Origin of the sequence: Burkholderia anthina (assembly GCF_902498995.1) — a bacterium.
Taxonomy (GTDB): Bacteria; Pseudomonadota; Gammaproteobacteria; order Burkholderiales; family Burkholderiaceae; genus Burkholderia; species Burkholderia anthina.
Window position 1 is genome coordinate 74,972 of sequence record NZ_CABVLY010000002.1, and the last position, 14,851, is coordinate 89,822.

Sequence of the window (14,851 nt, forward strand, 5' to 3'; positions counted from 1 at the left end):
AGCATATACGCTCGGCCCGATAAGCAAAATCCCGGATTTCATCGCGGCGGTGTCGACGCGCCTCCCGGGCGCGGCCGACCACACGTAAGCAGCGTCAACCCACGTGCACGCCGCGCAGCTTCGTCAGCAGTGCGACGAGACGATCGATGTGTTCGTCCCCGGTGCGCCACGACGACACGCTGATCCGGAACGCCGGCCGCCCCTGCCACACGGTCTGCCCGAACCACACGTCGCCCGAATCCTGCGCGGCCTGAAGGATCGCGAGCGTCTCGGCGTCGGTGCCGGCGCGCACGAGCACCTGGTTCAGCACCACACGATTGAGCACGTCGTAGCCGGCCGCGCGCAGCCCGTCGGCGACGCGCGACGCCTGCGCGCAATGCCGCTCGACCATCGTCGCCACGCCGGCGCGGCCGAGCGAGCGCAACGCGGCCCACACGGGAATGCCGCGCGCGCGCCGCGAGAATTCGAGGTTCAGGTTCTTCTGCGCATCCTGCGCGCCGCTCAGGTAGACGGCGTCGCTGTTCATCGCGGTCGCGAGCGCGGCCGCGTCGCGGCAGATCACCATCGCGCCGTCGTACGGCGTGTTGAGCCATTTGTGACCGTCGGTGGTCCAGCTGTCCGCGCCGTCGATGCCGTCGGTCAGCGCGCGCTTCGCCGATGCGCGCGCCCACAGGCCGAACGCGCCGTCCACGTGCACCCATGCGTCGGCGGCTTTCGCACGCGGAATCAGCGTCGCGAACGGATCGAACTCGCCGGTGTTCACTTCGCCGGCCTGCACGCACAGGATCGTCATGTCGTCGAGCGGCGGCAATTGCGCGGGATCGATCCGGCCATGCGTGTCGACCGGTGCGACGACGAGGCGCTTCATCCCGAAACCGAGCACGCGCAGCGCCTTCTTCACCGTGATGTGCGCGAGTTCGGAGAGCACGACCTTCACTTCGGGCGCGCCGATCAGGCCGTCCTCGTCGACGTTCCAGCCCTTGCGCGCCAGCAGCGCGCGCCGCGCGGCGACCAGCGCGACGAGCGTACAGGCCGTCGCGCTCGTGCCGAAGCCGACCGCGCTGTCTTCCGGCAGCCCGAGCACGTCGACGACCCAGCGCGCGGCCTGCCGCTCGATCGTCGCGGCCACCGGCGAATTCGCGAACGACGACGCGCACTGGTCCCATGCGAGCATCAGCCGCTCGGCCGCGGCCGCCGCGGGCAGCGTCGCGCCGATCACGAACCCGAAGTAGTTCGGGCCGTTCGATGCGACGGTCGCGGGCGTGCCCTGCTCGTCGAGCAGGCGCAGCACGTCGTCGGCCGGGCGGCCCGTATCGGGCAGCGGCTCGTCGAATGCGGCCAGCCCGGCCAGCGCGGCGGCGTCGGGATACGCGCGCCGGTCGTCCGCCGCTGCGAGGTAGTCATGCGCGCGCCGGTCGGCGTCGGACAGCAGAGCGAGTTCATCCATGTCGATTGCCTCTGTGAAGATCAGAGTTGCAGGAGGTCGCGGCCCAGTCGATGCAGCGCATCGTCGATCCGCTTGTAATACGTGAACTTGCCGACGCGCGTCGCCCGGACGAGCCCGGCATCCGCGAGGATGCGCATGTGGCGCGTGGTCGTCGCCGGCGCGATGCCGAGCTTCTCGGTGATGTAGGTGCAGCACACGCCGAGTTCGTCGAAGTCGCCGTGCGGCTGCGGCGGGAAATGCTTGCGCGGCTGCTTGAGCCAGCGCATCACGGCCAGGCGGCTTTCGTTGGCCAGTGCGCTGATGCGGGTGACGTCGTCCATGGGTTCGGCCTCGTTTAACGTTTCGAATATTAGCTAAATGACGAAACGTGAGCAACGGGTTGACTGGATCGTGTGTACGTTCGTCGTCGGGTTCGGGCCGAGCCGGACGTCGAAGCATCGTATGCGACACGGCGACGTCGAAAGCCGGCATGGGAGCGCGCCCGATCCGGCGCGACCGGTGTGCGATCAAGCCGCCGTCAGCGCCTGCGTCAACCGTTCGATCAGTGCGCGCACGCGCCGCGGCTGCACGCCGGCGCCCGGATAGACGATCTGCAAGTCGACTTCGCCCGGCGAGAAATCGCGAAGGATTTCGACGAGCGCGCCGGACGCCAGGTCCTGCTCGACGTCGAGCAGCGACTTCAGTGCAATGCCGTGCCCCGCGACGCACCACGCCCGCACCAGCGCGCCGTCGTTGGCCACGCGCCGGCCGCGCACCATCACGCGTCTCAGGTCGTCGTCGATCCGGAACGGCCATTCGGCATACAGCTCCTGCCCGAAGCGCATCACGATACAGTCGTGCGCGGCGAGTTCATCCGGGTGCCGCGGCGTGCCGTGCGCGGCGAGATACGCGGGCGCGGCGCACACCACGCGGCGCGAACGGCCGAGCAAGCGGCTGCGCAGCGCACTGTCCGCGAGCGTGCCGCGCCGGATCGCGAAGTCGAGCCCCTGCCCGACCAGATCGACGTAACCGTCGCCGAGGTGCAGATCGATCGTGACGCCGGGATGCTCGGCCAGGAACGCGTCGACGACCGGCACGACGCGCGCCCGCCCGAGATCGGCCGGCGCGCTCAGCCGCACCGGGCCCGACAGCGTCTGCGCGCCGAGCCGCACGCGGCTTTCGAGTTCGTCGGCCTCGGCGAGCAGGCGCCGCGCGCCCGCGACCAGCGTGCGGCCCTCGTCGGTCAGGCTGATCGCACGGGTCGTGCGCGTGAGCAGCGCCGCGCCGTAGTAGCTCTCGAGCGCGGTCAGCCGCTCGGAGACCGTCGCCGGCGACAGGCCGACTTCCCGGCCAGCCGCGGCCAATCCGCCCTTCTCGACGATGCGCAGGAACAGCGCGAGATTATCGAGCAGCATTCTTCGCTTTCTCCGAATGATATTTTCGAAGTCTGCCCAATTATCCGGACGAACCGCAAGCGCTACAGTGAGGATCGACCTTGCCGACGCACGCCTGCGCCGGCTCCCCGACGACGAGAGGACACACGACATGGAATACCGCACGCTCGGCCGCTCCGGCCTCAAGGTTCCCGTGCTGAGCTTCGGCGCAGGCACGTTCGGCGGCGCCGGCCCGCTGTTCGGCGCATGGGGCAACACGGGCGTCGACGAAGCGCGCCGGCTGATCGACATCTGCCTCGAAGCCGGCGTGAACCTGTTCGACACGGCCGACGTGTATTCGGACGGCGCATCCGAGCGCGTGCTCGGCGCCGCGATCCACGGCCGGCGCGACCGGGTGCTGATCTCGACCAAGACGGGCCTGCCGACCGGCGACGGCCCGAACGACGCCGGCACGTCGCGCGCGCGGCTGATCCGCGCGGTGGACGACGCGCTGCGCCGGCTCGACACCGACTACATCGACCTGCTGCAGCTTCACGCATTCGACGCGGCCACGCCGGTCGAGGAAGTGATGTCGACGCTCGACGACCTGGTGCGCGCGGGCAAGCTGCGCTACATCGGCGTATCGAATTTTGCCGGCTGGCAAATCATGAAGTCGCTCGCGGCGGCGGATCGCCACGGCTGGTCGCGCTACGTCGCGAACCAGGTCTACTACTCGCTCGTCGGCCGCGACTACGAATGGGACCTGATGCCGCTCGGCGCGGATCAAGGTCTCGGCGCGCTGGTGTGGAGCCCGCTCGGCTGGGGCAGGCTCACCGGCAAGGTCCGGCGCAACGCGCCGCTGCCCGAAGGCAGCCGCCTGCACGACACGGCCGGCTTCGGGCCGCCGGTCGACGAAGAACGGCTGTACGACGTGGTCGATGCACTCGATGCGATCGCCGAGGAAACCGGCAGGACCGTGCCGCAGATCGCACTGAACTGGCTGCTGCAGCGCCCGACCGTGTCGTCGGTGATCGTCGGCGCGCGCAACGAAGCACAGCTGCGCCAGAACCTCGGCGCGGTCGGCTGGTCGCTGACCGACGCGCAGATCGCGACGCTCGACGCGGCGAGTGCGGTCGAAGCGCCGTATCCGTACTTCCCGTATCGCCGGCAGGACGCGTTCGCGCGGCTCAACCCGCCGATGCGCGGGTAAGCCGGCGAGCGCGCCGCCGCACGCCGACACGGCGCGCCAGCCGTCACCGCCCGGCCAGCACGCGGTCGATCATCTCGCCGATCCGGCGCGCGAGCGCGTCCATCCGCTCGGCCGGCACGCCGCCGTAGCCGAGCACGAGCCCGTTGTAGCCGTGCGCGGTGCCCGGCAGGCAGAACGACGACAGCGGCCGCAGGGTCAGCCCGTGCGCATCGCGCCGAGCGCGTGTACTGGCAGACGCACGAAACGAATCACACCGCGATGCGGCTCTACGACACCGTCGCGGAGAAAACGGGATCGTGATCTATCGAAAGGTGTTGCCGCGCCGATCACGCGGCACGCTGCGCGGCCGCGGGGCATTCAATCCAGCGGCCGCGCCTTGATCCACAGAAACAGCGGCACGCGCGACCACTGCTTCAACGGGTCCGTATCCGCGCGGTCGGGCGGCGGCTCGCGCAGCGACACGATCGCGAAGCCGGCCGCCTCCAGCGCATCCATGTACGCCTGAAGCGGCAGCGACCAGCCCGCGAAGTGCATCGACAGCCCGTCGCGCGTTTCCACGCCCTCGAAATGCGCGCGGCCGAAATACGTGCCGTCGAGCACGAACGGCGCGTCGGGCTGCGGCCCCGCGAAGCGGCCGCGATCGCGAAACGGATGCACGAGCGACACGAACAGCAGCCCGCCCGGCTTCAGCACGCGGCGCGCCTCGCGCAGCGCAGCCGGCATGTCGTCGAGATCCATCAGCACGTTGTACGCCATCACGATGTCGAAGCTGGCTGGATCGAACGGCAGCGATGCGGCGTCGGCAAGCGCGTAGCGGTGCGCGGAATCGGCACGACGCGCGGCGTCGAGCATCGCGGGAACCGCATCGCTCGCCGTCACGTCATAGCCCAGCGCCTTCAACTCGCGGCTCACGCGACCCTCGCCGCAGCCGATCTCCAGCGCGCGGCCGGTTCCGCGGCCGATATACGCGGCAAGCCCCTCGCGATATTTCCAGAACGCATCGTGGCCCGGCCTGCCGGCCCAGTCGATCCATTGGTCGGCAACGTACGTCCAGTGTTCGGTGATGGTTTTCGTGTCGGTCATCGGCGCGTCGGTCCGGGGTTCGTTCGATGTTCGGCGTGTTGGCCCAGGAGCCGATGGTAAGCCGAAGCGGCCGCGCGTGCGTGCGGCTCGAGCGCCGGCCGGTTTCCGTTTCCGGCGGCGACGTTCTACAGTTACGAGAAAATCCCGTGCTTCATCGCGCCTCGTCGCCGCTCGACGATACGCACCCGATTTCGAGGAAAATCCATGCCGAGCATCGTCTCCGGTCCCGCCAATCTCCCGCCGGGCACCGTCGCCGCCGAAACGCGCATGGTGCACGACGTCGCCACGCTGCAGCCGTCCGACTATCGTTCGCCCGACGGTGCGTCGTGGGTCATCGCCACCCTCACGCCGGCCAGGGACAGCGGCGCGATCGTCACCGGCAATACTTACTTCGACACCGCGAAACAGCAGACCGTCGCGGTGCCCGACGCACGCCGCCGCTATGCGAACCGCGGCACGTGGCAGGTCGTCGCGAGTTCGAGCCCGTCGGTGCCGGCCACCGGCCGTTACGACTGGCTGACGCTCGCGTGGCTGGCGATCAACCGGCGGCCGCTGCCGCAAACGCCCGAGCATCTGTATTCGCCGTTCATTCACGGCGGCACGATCGTCTACCGGTGGAATTCCGCCGCACAGGGCGGCGAGCAGTTCGGCAACGTGCGGATGATTTTTCCGGAATGGCAACAGCAGGTGGCGGCGGTACTGCAAGCCGCTCCCGCGGACGACGCGCAAGCGGCGGTCGCGGCGCAGGTATCGGCGCTCGATCGCGCGAAGCAGGACAGCAATCCGATGGCCGCCGTGCTCGACTTCGGCAAGGCCGTACAGGAAGAACAGGCCGACCGGATCGCGTCGAAGCTGCCGGCATTGCTGCGCGCGAACGATCTGCACGAGGTATCGGCAATCGTGTACCAATGCCTCGCCGCGTCACGCGAGGAGGACCGGCCGCGCCTCGTCGAAGCGATCAACGGCTCGATCTTCTCGTTCGACGACAGTGCGCGCCTGCTCGCGATCGCCTACGGTGCGTTCGCAGCCGGCCGGGTGCGGCCGCGGCCGTTCAGCGATCCCGCGCAGACCGCGCGCATCAACGACGTGTTTACCGCGTTGAAACAGCGGACGTCGGCGCTGCACGTGCCGGTTGCCGCCGGTTCGCCATGGGCCGAGTTCTTCACCGCGTACCGACTCGGCGGCTCGGCGCCCCGCTCCGACGGCAACGGGATGTGACCGGCGCGCGCGTGCCCGATACTCGGGACGCCGGCATGAAAGCGATGTCGTCCTGAATGCCGACGATGCGCGTCGCGCGCTGACGCGGGAAAAACCGGGAACCCCTGCGCCTGACGCGGGGTCGAAACGCGACACGACCGGCGGCGACATCGCCCTTGCCGGCCGCTCCTCCATCCTCCAGCCTTTCCTTCCCATGTTGAGCATCGGTCCCTTTTCGATCCGCGTCGTCGCGGTCGCCGCCGCCGCGCTGCTGGCGTGGCTCGTCGCGCGCTTCATGCAGCGCCGCCCGCCGGACGGCCAGCACAAGACGGCGTCGGGCCTGATCCTCGACGTGCTGCTGCTCGGGCTGATCGCCGCGCGTGTCGGCTACGTCGCGCAATGGTGGCGCGACTATGCGGCCGCACCGCGATCGATCATCGCGCTCGGCGACGGCGGCTTCGACTGGCGCATCGGCATCGTGGCCGCGCTGGTGTTCGCCGCATGGCGGCTGCGGCGTCTGCCGGCGCTGCGCCGCCCGGTAGCAGCCGGCATCGTCGTGGGGCTCGCCGCATGGGGCATCGCGCAGGGCACGCTCGCGACGCTGCAGCGCGGCGCGCCGCCGCTCGCCGCGTTGCGGCTCGAAGCGCTCGATGCAACGCCCGTGGCGCCGCAAGGTTTCGTCGGCAAGCCCGTCGTCGTGAACCTGTGGGCGACGTGGTGCCCGCCGTGCCAGCGCGAAATGCCGATCCTCGCACAGGCGCAGCAGGATCATCCGGGCATCACGGTGCTGATGGTCAACCAGGGCGAAGATGCACAAACCGTGCGCGCGTTCCTCGCGCAAAAGGGCTTGCGGTTCGATCACGTGCTGCTCGATCGCACGCTGCATGCGATGCACACGTACGGGTCGCGCGGCTTGCCGACGACGCTGTTCTTCGACGCGAAGGGCAACCTCGTCGAATCGCACATGGGCGAGATCACGGCCGCGCGGCTGAAGGATGCGCTGGCACAGCGTGTCGGGCCCTGACGACGCGTACGCCACGCTTTCGCGATCGGCGCATCCTGCGCGGTGCGGGATCGATGCAGGATGTCGATCACCGGAGCGGTCGGCATCGACGACAGGCTCGACGGCCGATTCGTGCCGCGGCCGCACGGAACGTCACCCCGCCGGCCCCGTCAGCATGATCCGCACGCCCGCGCACAGCAGCAGAAACGCGGACACCCACAACGCCACCTTCGTCCCGTCGCTGCCGAGATAGCGCGCGAGCGTCGGCGCGCGACTGTAGATCTGCCGGATCGCGAACGCGACCGGCGCATCGATGGAAGTGCTGGCGCTGGCGGGGGATGCTGTGGCGTTCGCACGCGAGTTCGAACGGTATCGGCAACGCGCGGAGACATCCTTGTGCGGCGGGCGACGGGCGGCGGGCGGGGCGGGGCGATCGGCCGACACGTTTCCTGACACATCTGCGATGAAGTGACGATGCGGCTGGCTGGCGCGATGTCGCTGGAATCGTTGAATCGCAAGGATGCAGGACATAGGTCGAATGGCCAATATCGATAAAACCGTACAAGACCGATATCAGACAGCAGCCAATCTCAGCTAAAGTGGTTCCACGTTTCCGCGCGGCCGACCAAGTCATTTCGCAATGCGAATTATGTGACGGGATGACGATCGAAATCCGTGGCGTAAACGAGCGCGGCTCGCAGGTGTTCACGCACCTGCGAGCCGCTGACCACAACCAACTCAACCAAGGAGAGTTGACCATGGCTGACGCGAATCATAGCGCACCACCGCTTTACGAGGATGGTTTCGTCTCCGTTCAGGAGTCGTTTCAAAACCGCCGCACGCCGCCGTCCATCCGGTTCGACGATGAGGCGCCGCCTGTTCTCCATCTCTGGATGAAGCTGTCCAGCCGATGGATCGAGGAAGCGGGTTTCGCGCCCGGGCAATGCTTGCGGGTCGATGTGTCGAACAGGCGGCTGGTGATCACGCCGCTCGACGCGAACCTCGGCGGTGACTGCGGGAGCGATGGACGCGCCGATATCGATCGCGCGACGGGATCGCAGCAATTTTCGACGATGACGGAGGTGGTGCGATGAATCGCAATCACGCATATCGACGCGCTGACGACATGCCGGCCGACCTCGACCGTGACCTCGACGCCGGCATACTGGCCGCCAAGTCGAAACTTGTGCTGAAGCTCAACGCAATGATCGCGTCGCGCGGCCTGACCGAGGAAGAGACTGCGGCGCTCGCCGAGATGGCCGCGCCGACCGTCACCCCGGAGCAACGCGCCAGACTTCGAAACGTTTCGCTGGAGCAACTGCTGTTGACGCTGGTGTCGTTTGGTCAGCAGGTGGAAATCGTGGTGCGGCATGCGGGGCACTCGCAGTCGGCAGGCGTCACGGTTTCGGGTTGACGGCCGGGGAGGTAGACGAAAGCACCCGTGTGCGGCGGTCGGGCTCGACCGCCGCCGAAGCCCGTCCGGCACCACCCCTGTTCAATTTAACGTGAACGATCGTTACAGCCAATCAGGCCAGACTGATTCTGCAAGCGAGCGCCGCGCGTCGATGGCCCCTACTTCTGGAGCACCCGCATGATTCCCAAACGAGAAAATCTTGACTCCCATTCGAATACCTCTCAAACGAGAACTTATAAATTCTCATTTGAGCGTCATCTCGCCATGGCGAGGAATCCCCCCGCCGGCCGTCATACGACCGATCGCCCGACTGCGACGAAGGCAGCCAAGCCGTTGGCCGGCAAGCGGCAATTCGCCGCTCACGCCCCCGATATCGCGCTGTTCTTCGGCCAGTTCGATGCGCTCGAACAGCGTCGGCAGATTCGTGAAGGCATGGCGTCCAGCATCATCGACCGCGTCGCGAAGGATCTGTTGCATGTGCCCGTCCAGACCTTGCTCTCGAGTCTCGGTCTCCCGAGCTCGACGATCCTGCGCAAGATCGCGCGAACGGAGCGTCTTTCGCCTGCGGAATCGGATCGCGTCGCGCGCGTACTGTACGTCTTCCGGCTTGCGGTCGACGTATTCGAGAGCGAGGGGCTGGCCGCGGAATGGATGCAGTTGCCACATGCCGAGCTGACCGGGCTGCGGCCGCTCGAAGTACTGGATTCACAGCCGGGATATGACCGCGTACGAGAGCTCCTGATGCGGGTCATTCACGGAATTGGCGCATGAGAGTTTATCGGCTCGCCGAGGAGCGGCGCGGCTATTACCGGGCCGACGACCTGAGCGGGAATGGCGCCGCACTGGCAGGCGGGTGCTGGAACCCGCGCGGCATGCGCGTCGCGTATACGTGTGCGCACGCATCGACTGCATTGCTGGAGGCGCTGGTACACACGGCCGGCTTGATGCCGACCGGTGGATATCACCTGGTGGCCCTGGAGGTGCCGAATGCCGCTTGCAGCGAGGCGTTTGCCCCTACGCTACCGGATGACTGGGCAGACCTGACGTGCGATCCTGAATCCACGACGGAATTGGGTCGGCAATGGCTCGAGGCAGGCAAACAACTGGTGATACGCGTGCCGTCGGTCATATGTCCGACCGATGCCAATCTGCTGCTGAATCCGACGCATCCTGACATGAGCGCCGTCAAGGTCGTTCGCACTGAACCTTTCACGCTGGATCCGAGACTGTTCGGTCACGCGGCGAGGTGAATTCGACGTCTCGCGTACCTCGTTCGCATCAAGGCCGCGACAGCACCATCACGCGCCCCGACACGCGCTGCAGCTTGAGCCACCCCGTATCGGCCGCGAACCGAAGCTGCTGCAGCGGAAAATCGAACCCCGCCTTCTGTGCGGCGCTGACCACCGCATCGGCGATCCAGCGGATCAGTTCCTTCCCTTCGTCGGTCGTTTGATGGCCGTTCTGCACGCCGTAGAAATAGCGATTCCCGGCATTGACCTCGTTCTGCAACTGCATCCAGTGCCCCGGCAGGCCCGGCAGCGTCCTGAACAGATCGGCGACCCGCTGCGTCGTCAGTCCGCGCGCCCATAGCGCGCCGTTCACGGCGGGCCGCGCCAGGTTGTGGCGGTCGGCCTCCTGGGCCTGGCCCTTGATGTCGCCTTTCAGGGAATCGGGTTTCGTCATGACGCTTTCCTCGTGATGGGCCCGGCAATGGGCCGGTTAAATGAAAAAGCCGCCGAATTTCGAGCGCGCGCGTTGCTTGCACGATACGCCTAATCTCGAAATTGAGTGCCTGTCAGGTGTATCAGGCCGGCGCAATGCGATATTGGCTGCAAGAATCAGTCTCGTCCGATAGGCACCGAGGCAACGGGTCACTATGCTTGCGCGGGTGCGGTGCCGGTGGAGTGCCCTGTTCATGTTCGGAGTGAGTCGGTCAACGATCTTCGCCGGCGCCGCACCTCCTCCCGGTTGCGATCCGGCTTCGGCGTGGGCGTTCGGTGGTGGCCGGTGGGCGCGGCCACGACAGAGAAAGACGATGTTGAAACAACACGCTGCCATATGCGAGCGCCGAGCGCCTGCGCCGAAACCGGATTTCCCCACCATTCCCGCCTGCACGTTCACCCGTCATTCAGGAAATCGCAGCATGCGTCGATATAGTTTCGAAAATATATCGAATGACCATCGCTGAAATTCGCATCATTGAATCGGACCATTTCGGCGTTCGATTTTCTGAATCCATTCCACGCCAGGCCGAATATTTTTTTATTTATTTTTCGCCATGCTGGCCGAACCGTGTTTGAAACGGCAAACGTTTGCGCGACACGGTGATACGCGTTATCCATCTTCTATCAGGAGGCAAGCATGGCCGACTCTCAAACGTCCTCGAACCGTGCCGGCGAGTTTTCGATTCCGCCGAACACCGATTTCCGCGCGATCTTCTTCGCGAATGCCGCCGAGCAGCAGCACATCAAGCTGTTCATCGGCGACAGCAAGGAACCGGCGGCTTATCACAAGCTCACCACGCGCGACGGCCCGCGCGAAGCCACGCTGAATTCGGGTAACGGCAAGCTGCGCTTCGAAGTGACGGTGAACGGCAAGACGTCGGCCACCGACGCGCGGCTCGCGCCGATCACCGGCAAGAAATCAAACGGCTCGGCATACACGGTCAATTTCGGGATCGTCGTATCGGAAGACGGTCACGACAGCGACTACAACGACGGCATCGTCGTGCTGCAGTGGCCGATCGGCTGAAACAACCTGTCGATGCCGGCCTCCCGGGGCACGTCAGCCCCGCGGCCCGCATCGCAATGGCGACGGGGCCAACGTATCGCCGATTAATTGCTGTTCCACGTATTGCCGCACACGCGGCCCGGTAAACGTGTTCACCGGCCGCATACAGACGGACATTCCATCAGACGAGGACGACATGCAACAACCGTTTACCCATGACGACCTGTACGCGCTCCTGCAACTCGCCGGCAACGACGCCACCGCCGTGCAATCGAACGGCGATCAGGCGGTGCTCGACCGGATGCGTCAGTTCATGACCGCGCAACTCGTCGAGAAGCTGCCGCAATACGACGTGTTCGTCGACATCGCGACGATCCCGTACAGCTTCGACGTCGGCAGCTGGCAGAACAAGGTGAAGACCGATGCGGCGGGACAGGTGGTCGCCTGCACGGTGACGTGGGCCGGCGCGCCCGGCGTGCTGCCCGCCGCAGCGGCGAAGTTCGGTGTCGGCGCAGTGGTCACTTACTTCCTGAAGGCGACGCCGCAACCCGTGCAGCCCGATCCCGCCACCACCGGTGGTGGCGAACGCGACGGCGTCTTCAACCTGCCGCCGAACATCGCGTTCGGCGTGACCGCGCTCGTCAATTCGTCCGCGCAGCAGACGATCGACGTCTATGTCGACGACAACGCGAAACCGGCCGCGACGTTCCAGGGCGCGGGCACGCAGGACGTGAACCTCAACACGCAAGTCCTGAACTCGGGCAAGGGGAAGGTGCGCGTGGTCGTGACGGCGAACGGCAAGCCGTCGAAGATCGGTTCGCGCCAGGTCGACATCTTCAAGAAGACCTACTTCGGGCTCGTCGGCTCGGAGGACGGCACCGATGGCGACTACAACGACGGGATCGCGATCCTGAACTGGCCGCTGGGCTAAGAGCCGCACCCGGCCAACCGACCCTCGCCACGCCGCCCGGCGTGGCGGTTTGCGCGGGTACGCCGTACCTGCCTCTGCGCATGCTTCCTGCCGCCGTGGCAAATCGGCACATCCGGCCCGCCGCAGCAAGGCTGCGCGACTCGTGCGACCGCGCGTCGACCGCCCTCACGGCAACGCAACACCCTGTTCTCGCCGCGACCTCTCGTCGGGTCATTCCCCGATTTTTCAGCTGCCTGTTCCGAACACAGGACTTGCGCTCGATAACTACGACTCATAGAATCGTAGTTATCGAGCGCATCGATGCATCAGACAAGGCCGGTGTTCCACCGGCCTCAGGCATCACTCAACCGGAGTTGAACAGTGGCAAATCGCATTCTTGTTATCGGGGCCGGCTTCGCCGGCATGTGGAGCGCGCTGAGCGCGGCACGCTTGCTCGACGAGCAGCACAGGACCGACGTGGAAATTACCGTGGTGGCGCCGGATGCCCATCTGCACGTTCGGCCGCGCCTTTACGAGGAAGGCCCGGCGAACTTCCGCGCGCCGCTCGGAGAAATCTTCGATGCGGTCGGCGTGAAGTTCGTCCAGGGCACGGTCGCGCGCATCGACGTGGCGCGCCGGACTGTCGACGTGCAACGCATGGACGGCGAAGCGTCGACGCTCGACTACGATCGCCTCGTGCTGGCGAGCGGCAGCCGACTGTTCCGCCCGGCGATTCCCGGGCTGGCGGAACATGCGTTCAGCGTCGACCAGACCGACGAGGCCGTCGAGCTCGAAGCCCATCTGCGCGCGCTCGCGCAACAGCCGGCGTCAGCGGCGCGCAATACGATCGTGGTCGCGGGCGGCGGCTTCACGGGCATCGAAACGGCCGCGGAAATGCCGACGCGCCTGCGCGCCGCGCTGGGCGAGGAGACGGACGTGCGGGTCGTGATCGTCGAGCGCAGCGACGCGATCGGCCCCGATCTGGGCGCGGGCCCGCGGCCCGTCATCGAGGAAGCGCTGCGCACGCTCGGCGTGACGTGGAAGCTCGGAGACGGTGTCGCATCGGTCGACGCGAGCGGCATCACGACGGCGCACGGCGAACGTATCGAGTCGAATACCGTGATCTGGACGGCCGGCCTGCGTGCGAGCACGTTGACCGAACAGATTCCGGGGCGCCGGGACGCAACAGGGCGCCTGCACGTCGATCGCAACCTCGCGGTCGACGGCGTGCCGGGCGTCTATGCGACGGGCGACGTCGCGTATGCGGCAACCGACGACGACGGCAACCATACGATGATGTCGTGCCAGCACGCGATGAACCTGGGCCGTTCGGCCGGGCACAACGCGGCGGCGGACCTGCTGGGGCTGGAGCAGATTCCGTACAGTCAGCCGAAGTACGTGACGTGCCTCGACCTCGGCCCGTGGGGCGCGGTTTATACAGAAGGCTGGGAGCGCGAAGTGAAGCTGACGGGCGCGGAAGCGAAGCAGCTCAAACACCGGATCAATTCCGAGTGGATCTATCCGCCGCGTGCGGATCGCGCGGAAGCGCTGGCCGCCGCGGATCCGCTGCGGATCGTCGTGGCCTGAGCGGCGCGCCGGCGCCGACAATGCGCGGGCGGCGGCAAACGCGCTCCGCGGGTTGTCGCGCTGAGTCGCGCCACCATGGCGCGACTCAGCGCTCGCCGCCGCGGCTCGCGGCGCGATCGGCAAACCAGTCGATCACTTTCGGGCCGTAGCTGGCCGGCGCTTTCGACCAGGCGCGCGCGGCGAGATCGGCGAGCGATTGCTTCTCGAGCTCCGCGCGCATCGCCTGCTCCGCCACCTGCATCACCGCATGAATCGAACAGGTGCCGCGCGTGGCCCACGCGGGTGCGTCGCCTTCGAACACAGCGCATTGGCCGCGCACCTCGCGGCAGTCGAACAGCCGCTTGTCGCCGTCGATCGCCGCGACGACGTCCTGCACGGAGATGTCGCGCGCCGGCTTCGCCAGCGTGAAGCCGCCGCGAATGCCCTCGCTGGAGACGACGATCCCGGCCTTCGCGAGACGCGTGAACAGCTTCGCCGCGTAATCGACGGACACGCCCTGCATCTCGGCCAGATCGCGCACGCTCGCATCGCGCACGCCGGTGGAAGTGTCGGCGAGATAGAGCAGGCAATGCAGGCCATACTCGACGCCGGTGCTGATGAACGACATGATATTGCGACTCGGGGTATCGGAGTTGGGAGCGTAGCGCAGGATGGCGACAAAGTCATCCGTTCTGCTCGCATCGATCGCACGGCGGCAATCCGGGGTCGCGCCCCTGCAAAAACGATCGAATGCCCGTGCCGATCCGCCGGTCAACGTATCGCCTTCGCCGCCATCCGATCACCACGCTCACCGCACGCTCTCATTCCCGGTAATCGTGCACTGATGCTCACTGCCGAGTCGCGGCGTGCCGCCATCGAAATTCAGGTTTCCTGAAGATATACCGAATGCATTATCGACTGCCACCGACAGCGTACCTT

At 66.7% G+C, this 14,851-nt stretch carries 16 protein-coding genes and 3 pseudogenes; 11 read left to right on the forward strand and 8 right to left on the reverse strand.

Annotated features, from left to right (window positions below; genetic code table 11):
- Nucleotides 1–94: 94 nt before the first annotated feature.
- The 3 genes from BME24068_RS03170 to BME24068_RS03180 all read right to left on the reverse strand — a co-directional run bounded on the left by BME24068_RS03170 (nt 95) and on the right by BME24068_RS03180 (nt 2,841).
- Nucleotides 95–1,447, reverse strand: coding sequence for a pyridoxal phosphate-dependent decarboxylase family protein (locus tag BME24068_RS03170; RefSeq protein WP_174925117.1), 1,353 nt, complete (start codon nt 1,445–1,447; stop codon nt 95–97).
- Between the two features lie 20 nt (nt 1,448–1,467).
- Complete coding sequence (locus tag BME24068_RS03175; RefSeq protein ID WP_040139054.1) at nt 1,468–1,767, reverse strand: ArsR/SmtB family transcription factor; 300 nt, start codon at nt 1,765–1,767, stop codon at nt 1,468–1,470.
- A gap of 186 nt (nt 1,768–1,953) precedes the next feature.
- The gene (locus BME24068_RS03180; protein ID WP_174925118.1) at nt 1,954–2,841 is read right to left on the reverse strand and encodes a LysR family transcriptional regulator; all 888 of its coding nucleotides are present in this window, start codon (nt 2,839–2,841) and stop codon (nt 1,954–1,956) included.
- A 130-nt stretch (nt 2,842–2,971) separates the two neighbouring features.
- Here BME24068_RS03180 and BME24068_RS03185 point away from each other — a divergent pair, with 130 nt between their 5' ends.
- Nucleotides 2,972–4,009: an aldo/keto reductase gene (locus BME24068_RS03185; RefSeq protein WP_174925119.1), complete on the forward strand. Its 1,038-nt coding sequence runs from the start codon at nt 2,972–2,974 to the stop codon at nt 4,007–4,009.
- Nucleotides 4,010–4,052: 43 nt separating this feature from the next.
- Here BME24068_RS03185 and BME24068_RS03190 read toward each other — a convergent pair.
- Nucleotides 4,053–4,217, reverse strand: a pseudogene (locus BME24068_RS03190) (MocR-like pyridoxine biosynthesis transcription factor PdxR); the annotation flags it as partial.
- On the opposite strand from BME24068_RS03190, the pseudogene BME24068_RS34870 reads away from it, so the two are divergent.
- Nucleotides 4,208–4,389: pseudogene (locus BME24068_RS34870) on the forward strand (hypothetical protein); the annotation flags it as partial. The pseudogenes BME24068_RS03190 and BME24068_RS34870 sit on opposite strands and share 10 nt — an antisense overlap.
- Here the strand turns inward: BME24068_RS34870 and BME24068_RS03195 are convergent.
- Complete coding sequence (locus BME24068_RS03195; RefSeq protein WP_174925120.1) at nt 4,367–5,092, reverse strand: class I SAM-dependent methyltransferase; 726 nt, start codon at nt 5,090–5,092, stop codon at nt 4,367–4,369. The pseudogene BME24068_RS34870 and the gene BME24068_RS03195 sit on opposite strands and share 23 nt — an antisense overlap.
- 204 nt (nt 5,093–5,296) lie before the next feature.
- On the opposite strand from BME24068_RS03195, the gene BME24068_RS03200 reads away from it, so the two are divergent.
- Nucleotides 5,297–6,310 carry a hypothetical protein gene (locus tag BME24068_RS03200; protein WP_174925121.1) on the forward strand — a complete coding sequence of 338 codons (1,014 nt, stop codon included), beginning with the start codon at nt 5,297–5,299 and terminating at the stop codon, nt 6,308–6,310.
- A gap of 193 nt (nt 6,311–6,503) precedes the next feature.
- Nucleotides 6,504–7,313: a TlpA family protein disulfide reductase gene (locus tag BME24068_RS03205; protein ID WP_174925122.1), complete on the forward strand. Its 810-nt coding sequence runs from the start codon at nt 6,504–6,506 to the stop codon at nt 7,311–7,313.
- Between the two features lie 132 nt (nt 7,314–7,445).
- On the opposite strand, the pseudogene BME24068_RS03210 reads toward BME24068_RS03205, so the two are convergent.
- Nucleotides 7,446–7,586, reverse strand: a pseudogene (locus BME24068_RS03210) (MarC family protein); the annotation flags it as partial.
- 365 nt (nt 7,587–7,951) lie between these two features.
- Here BME24068_RS03210 and BME24068_RS03215 point away from each other — a divergent pair.
- From BME24068_RS03215 to BME24068_RS03230, 4 genes are all read left to right on the forward strand, one after another.
- Entirely contained in the window at nt 7,952–8,386 is a 435-nt protein-coding gene (locus BME24068_RS03215) for a SymE family type I addiction module toxin (RefSeq protein ID WP_239007622.1), read from the forward strand.
- Nucleotides 8,383–8,706 (forward strand): XRE family transcriptional regulator, encoded by a 324-nt coding sequence (locus BME24068_RS03220; RefSeq protein WP_096500709.1) that lies wholly within the window; start codon nt 8,383–8,385, stop codon nt 8,704–8,706. The genes BME24068_RS03215 and BME24068_RS03220 overlap by 4 nt, the downstream gene beginning before the upstream one ends.
- A 264-nt stretch (nt 8,707–8,970) precedes the next feature.
- Nucleotides 8,971–9,477, forward strand: a complete 507-nt coding sequence (locus tag BME24068_RS03225; protein WP_174925361.1) for an antitoxin Xre/MbcA/ParS toxin-binding domain-containing protein — start codon at nt 8,971–8,973, stop codon at nt 9,475–9,477.
- Nucleotides 9,474–9,956, forward strand: coding sequence for an RES family NAD+ phosphorylase (locus BME24068_RS03230; protein ID WP_174925123.1), 483 nt, complete (start codon nt 9,474–9,476; stop codon nt 9,954–9,956). Before BME24068_RS03225 ends, BME24068_RS03230 begins: the two co-directional genes overlap by 4 nt.
- Before the next feature lie 28 nt (nt 9,957–9,984).
- Here the strand turns inward: BME24068_RS03230 and BME24068_RS03235 are convergent, their stop codons facing one another.
- Nucleotides 9,985–10,389 carry a peptide ABC transporter ATPase gene (locus BME24068_RS03235; RefSeq protein ID WP_174925124.1) on the reverse strand — a complete coding sequence of 135 codons (405 nt, stop codon included), beginning with the start codon at nt 10,387–10,389 and terminating at the stop codon, nt 9,985–9,987.
- Between the two features lie 678 nt (nt 10,390–11,067).
- On the opposite strand from BME24068_RS03235, the gene BME24068_RS03240 reads away from it, so the two are divergent.
- The 3 genes from BME24068_RS03240 to BME24068_RS03250 all read left to right on the forward strand — a co-directional run bounded on the left by BME24068_RS03240 (nt 11,068) and on the right by BME24068_RS03250 (nt 13,933).
- Nucleotides 11,068–11,457, forward strand: coding sequence for a fucose-binding lectin II (locus BME24068_RS03240; protein ID WP_096500717.1), 390 nt, complete (start codon nt 11,068–11,070; stop codon nt 11,455–11,457).
- A gap of 175 nt (nt 11,458–11,632) precedes the next feature.
- The gene (locus BME24068_RS03245) at nt 11,633–12,367 is read left to right on the forward strand and encodes a fucose-binding lectin II (RefSeq protein ID WP_096500719.1); all 735 of its coding nucleotides are present in this window, start codon (nt 11,633–11,635) and stop codon (nt 12,365–12,367) included.
- Between the two features lie 360 nt (nt 12,368–12,727).
- A complete protein-coding gene (locus tag BME24068_RS03250) occupies nt 12,728–13,933 on the forward strand; it encodes an NAD(P)/FAD-dependent oxidoreductase (RefSeq protein ID WP_174925125.1) in 1,206 nt (401 codons plus the stop codon).
- Between the two features lie 85 nt (nt 13,934–14,018).
- On the opposite strand, the gene BME24068_RS03255 is transcribed toward BME24068_RS03250, so the two are convergent.
- Nucleotides 14,019–14,540, reverse strand: a complete 522-nt coding sequence (locus BME24068_RS03255) for an RrF2 family transcriptional regulator (RefSeq protein WP_096500723.1) — start codon at nt 14,538–14,540, stop codon at nt 14,019–14,021.
- Between the last annotated feature and the right edge of the window lie 311 nt (nt 14,541–14,851).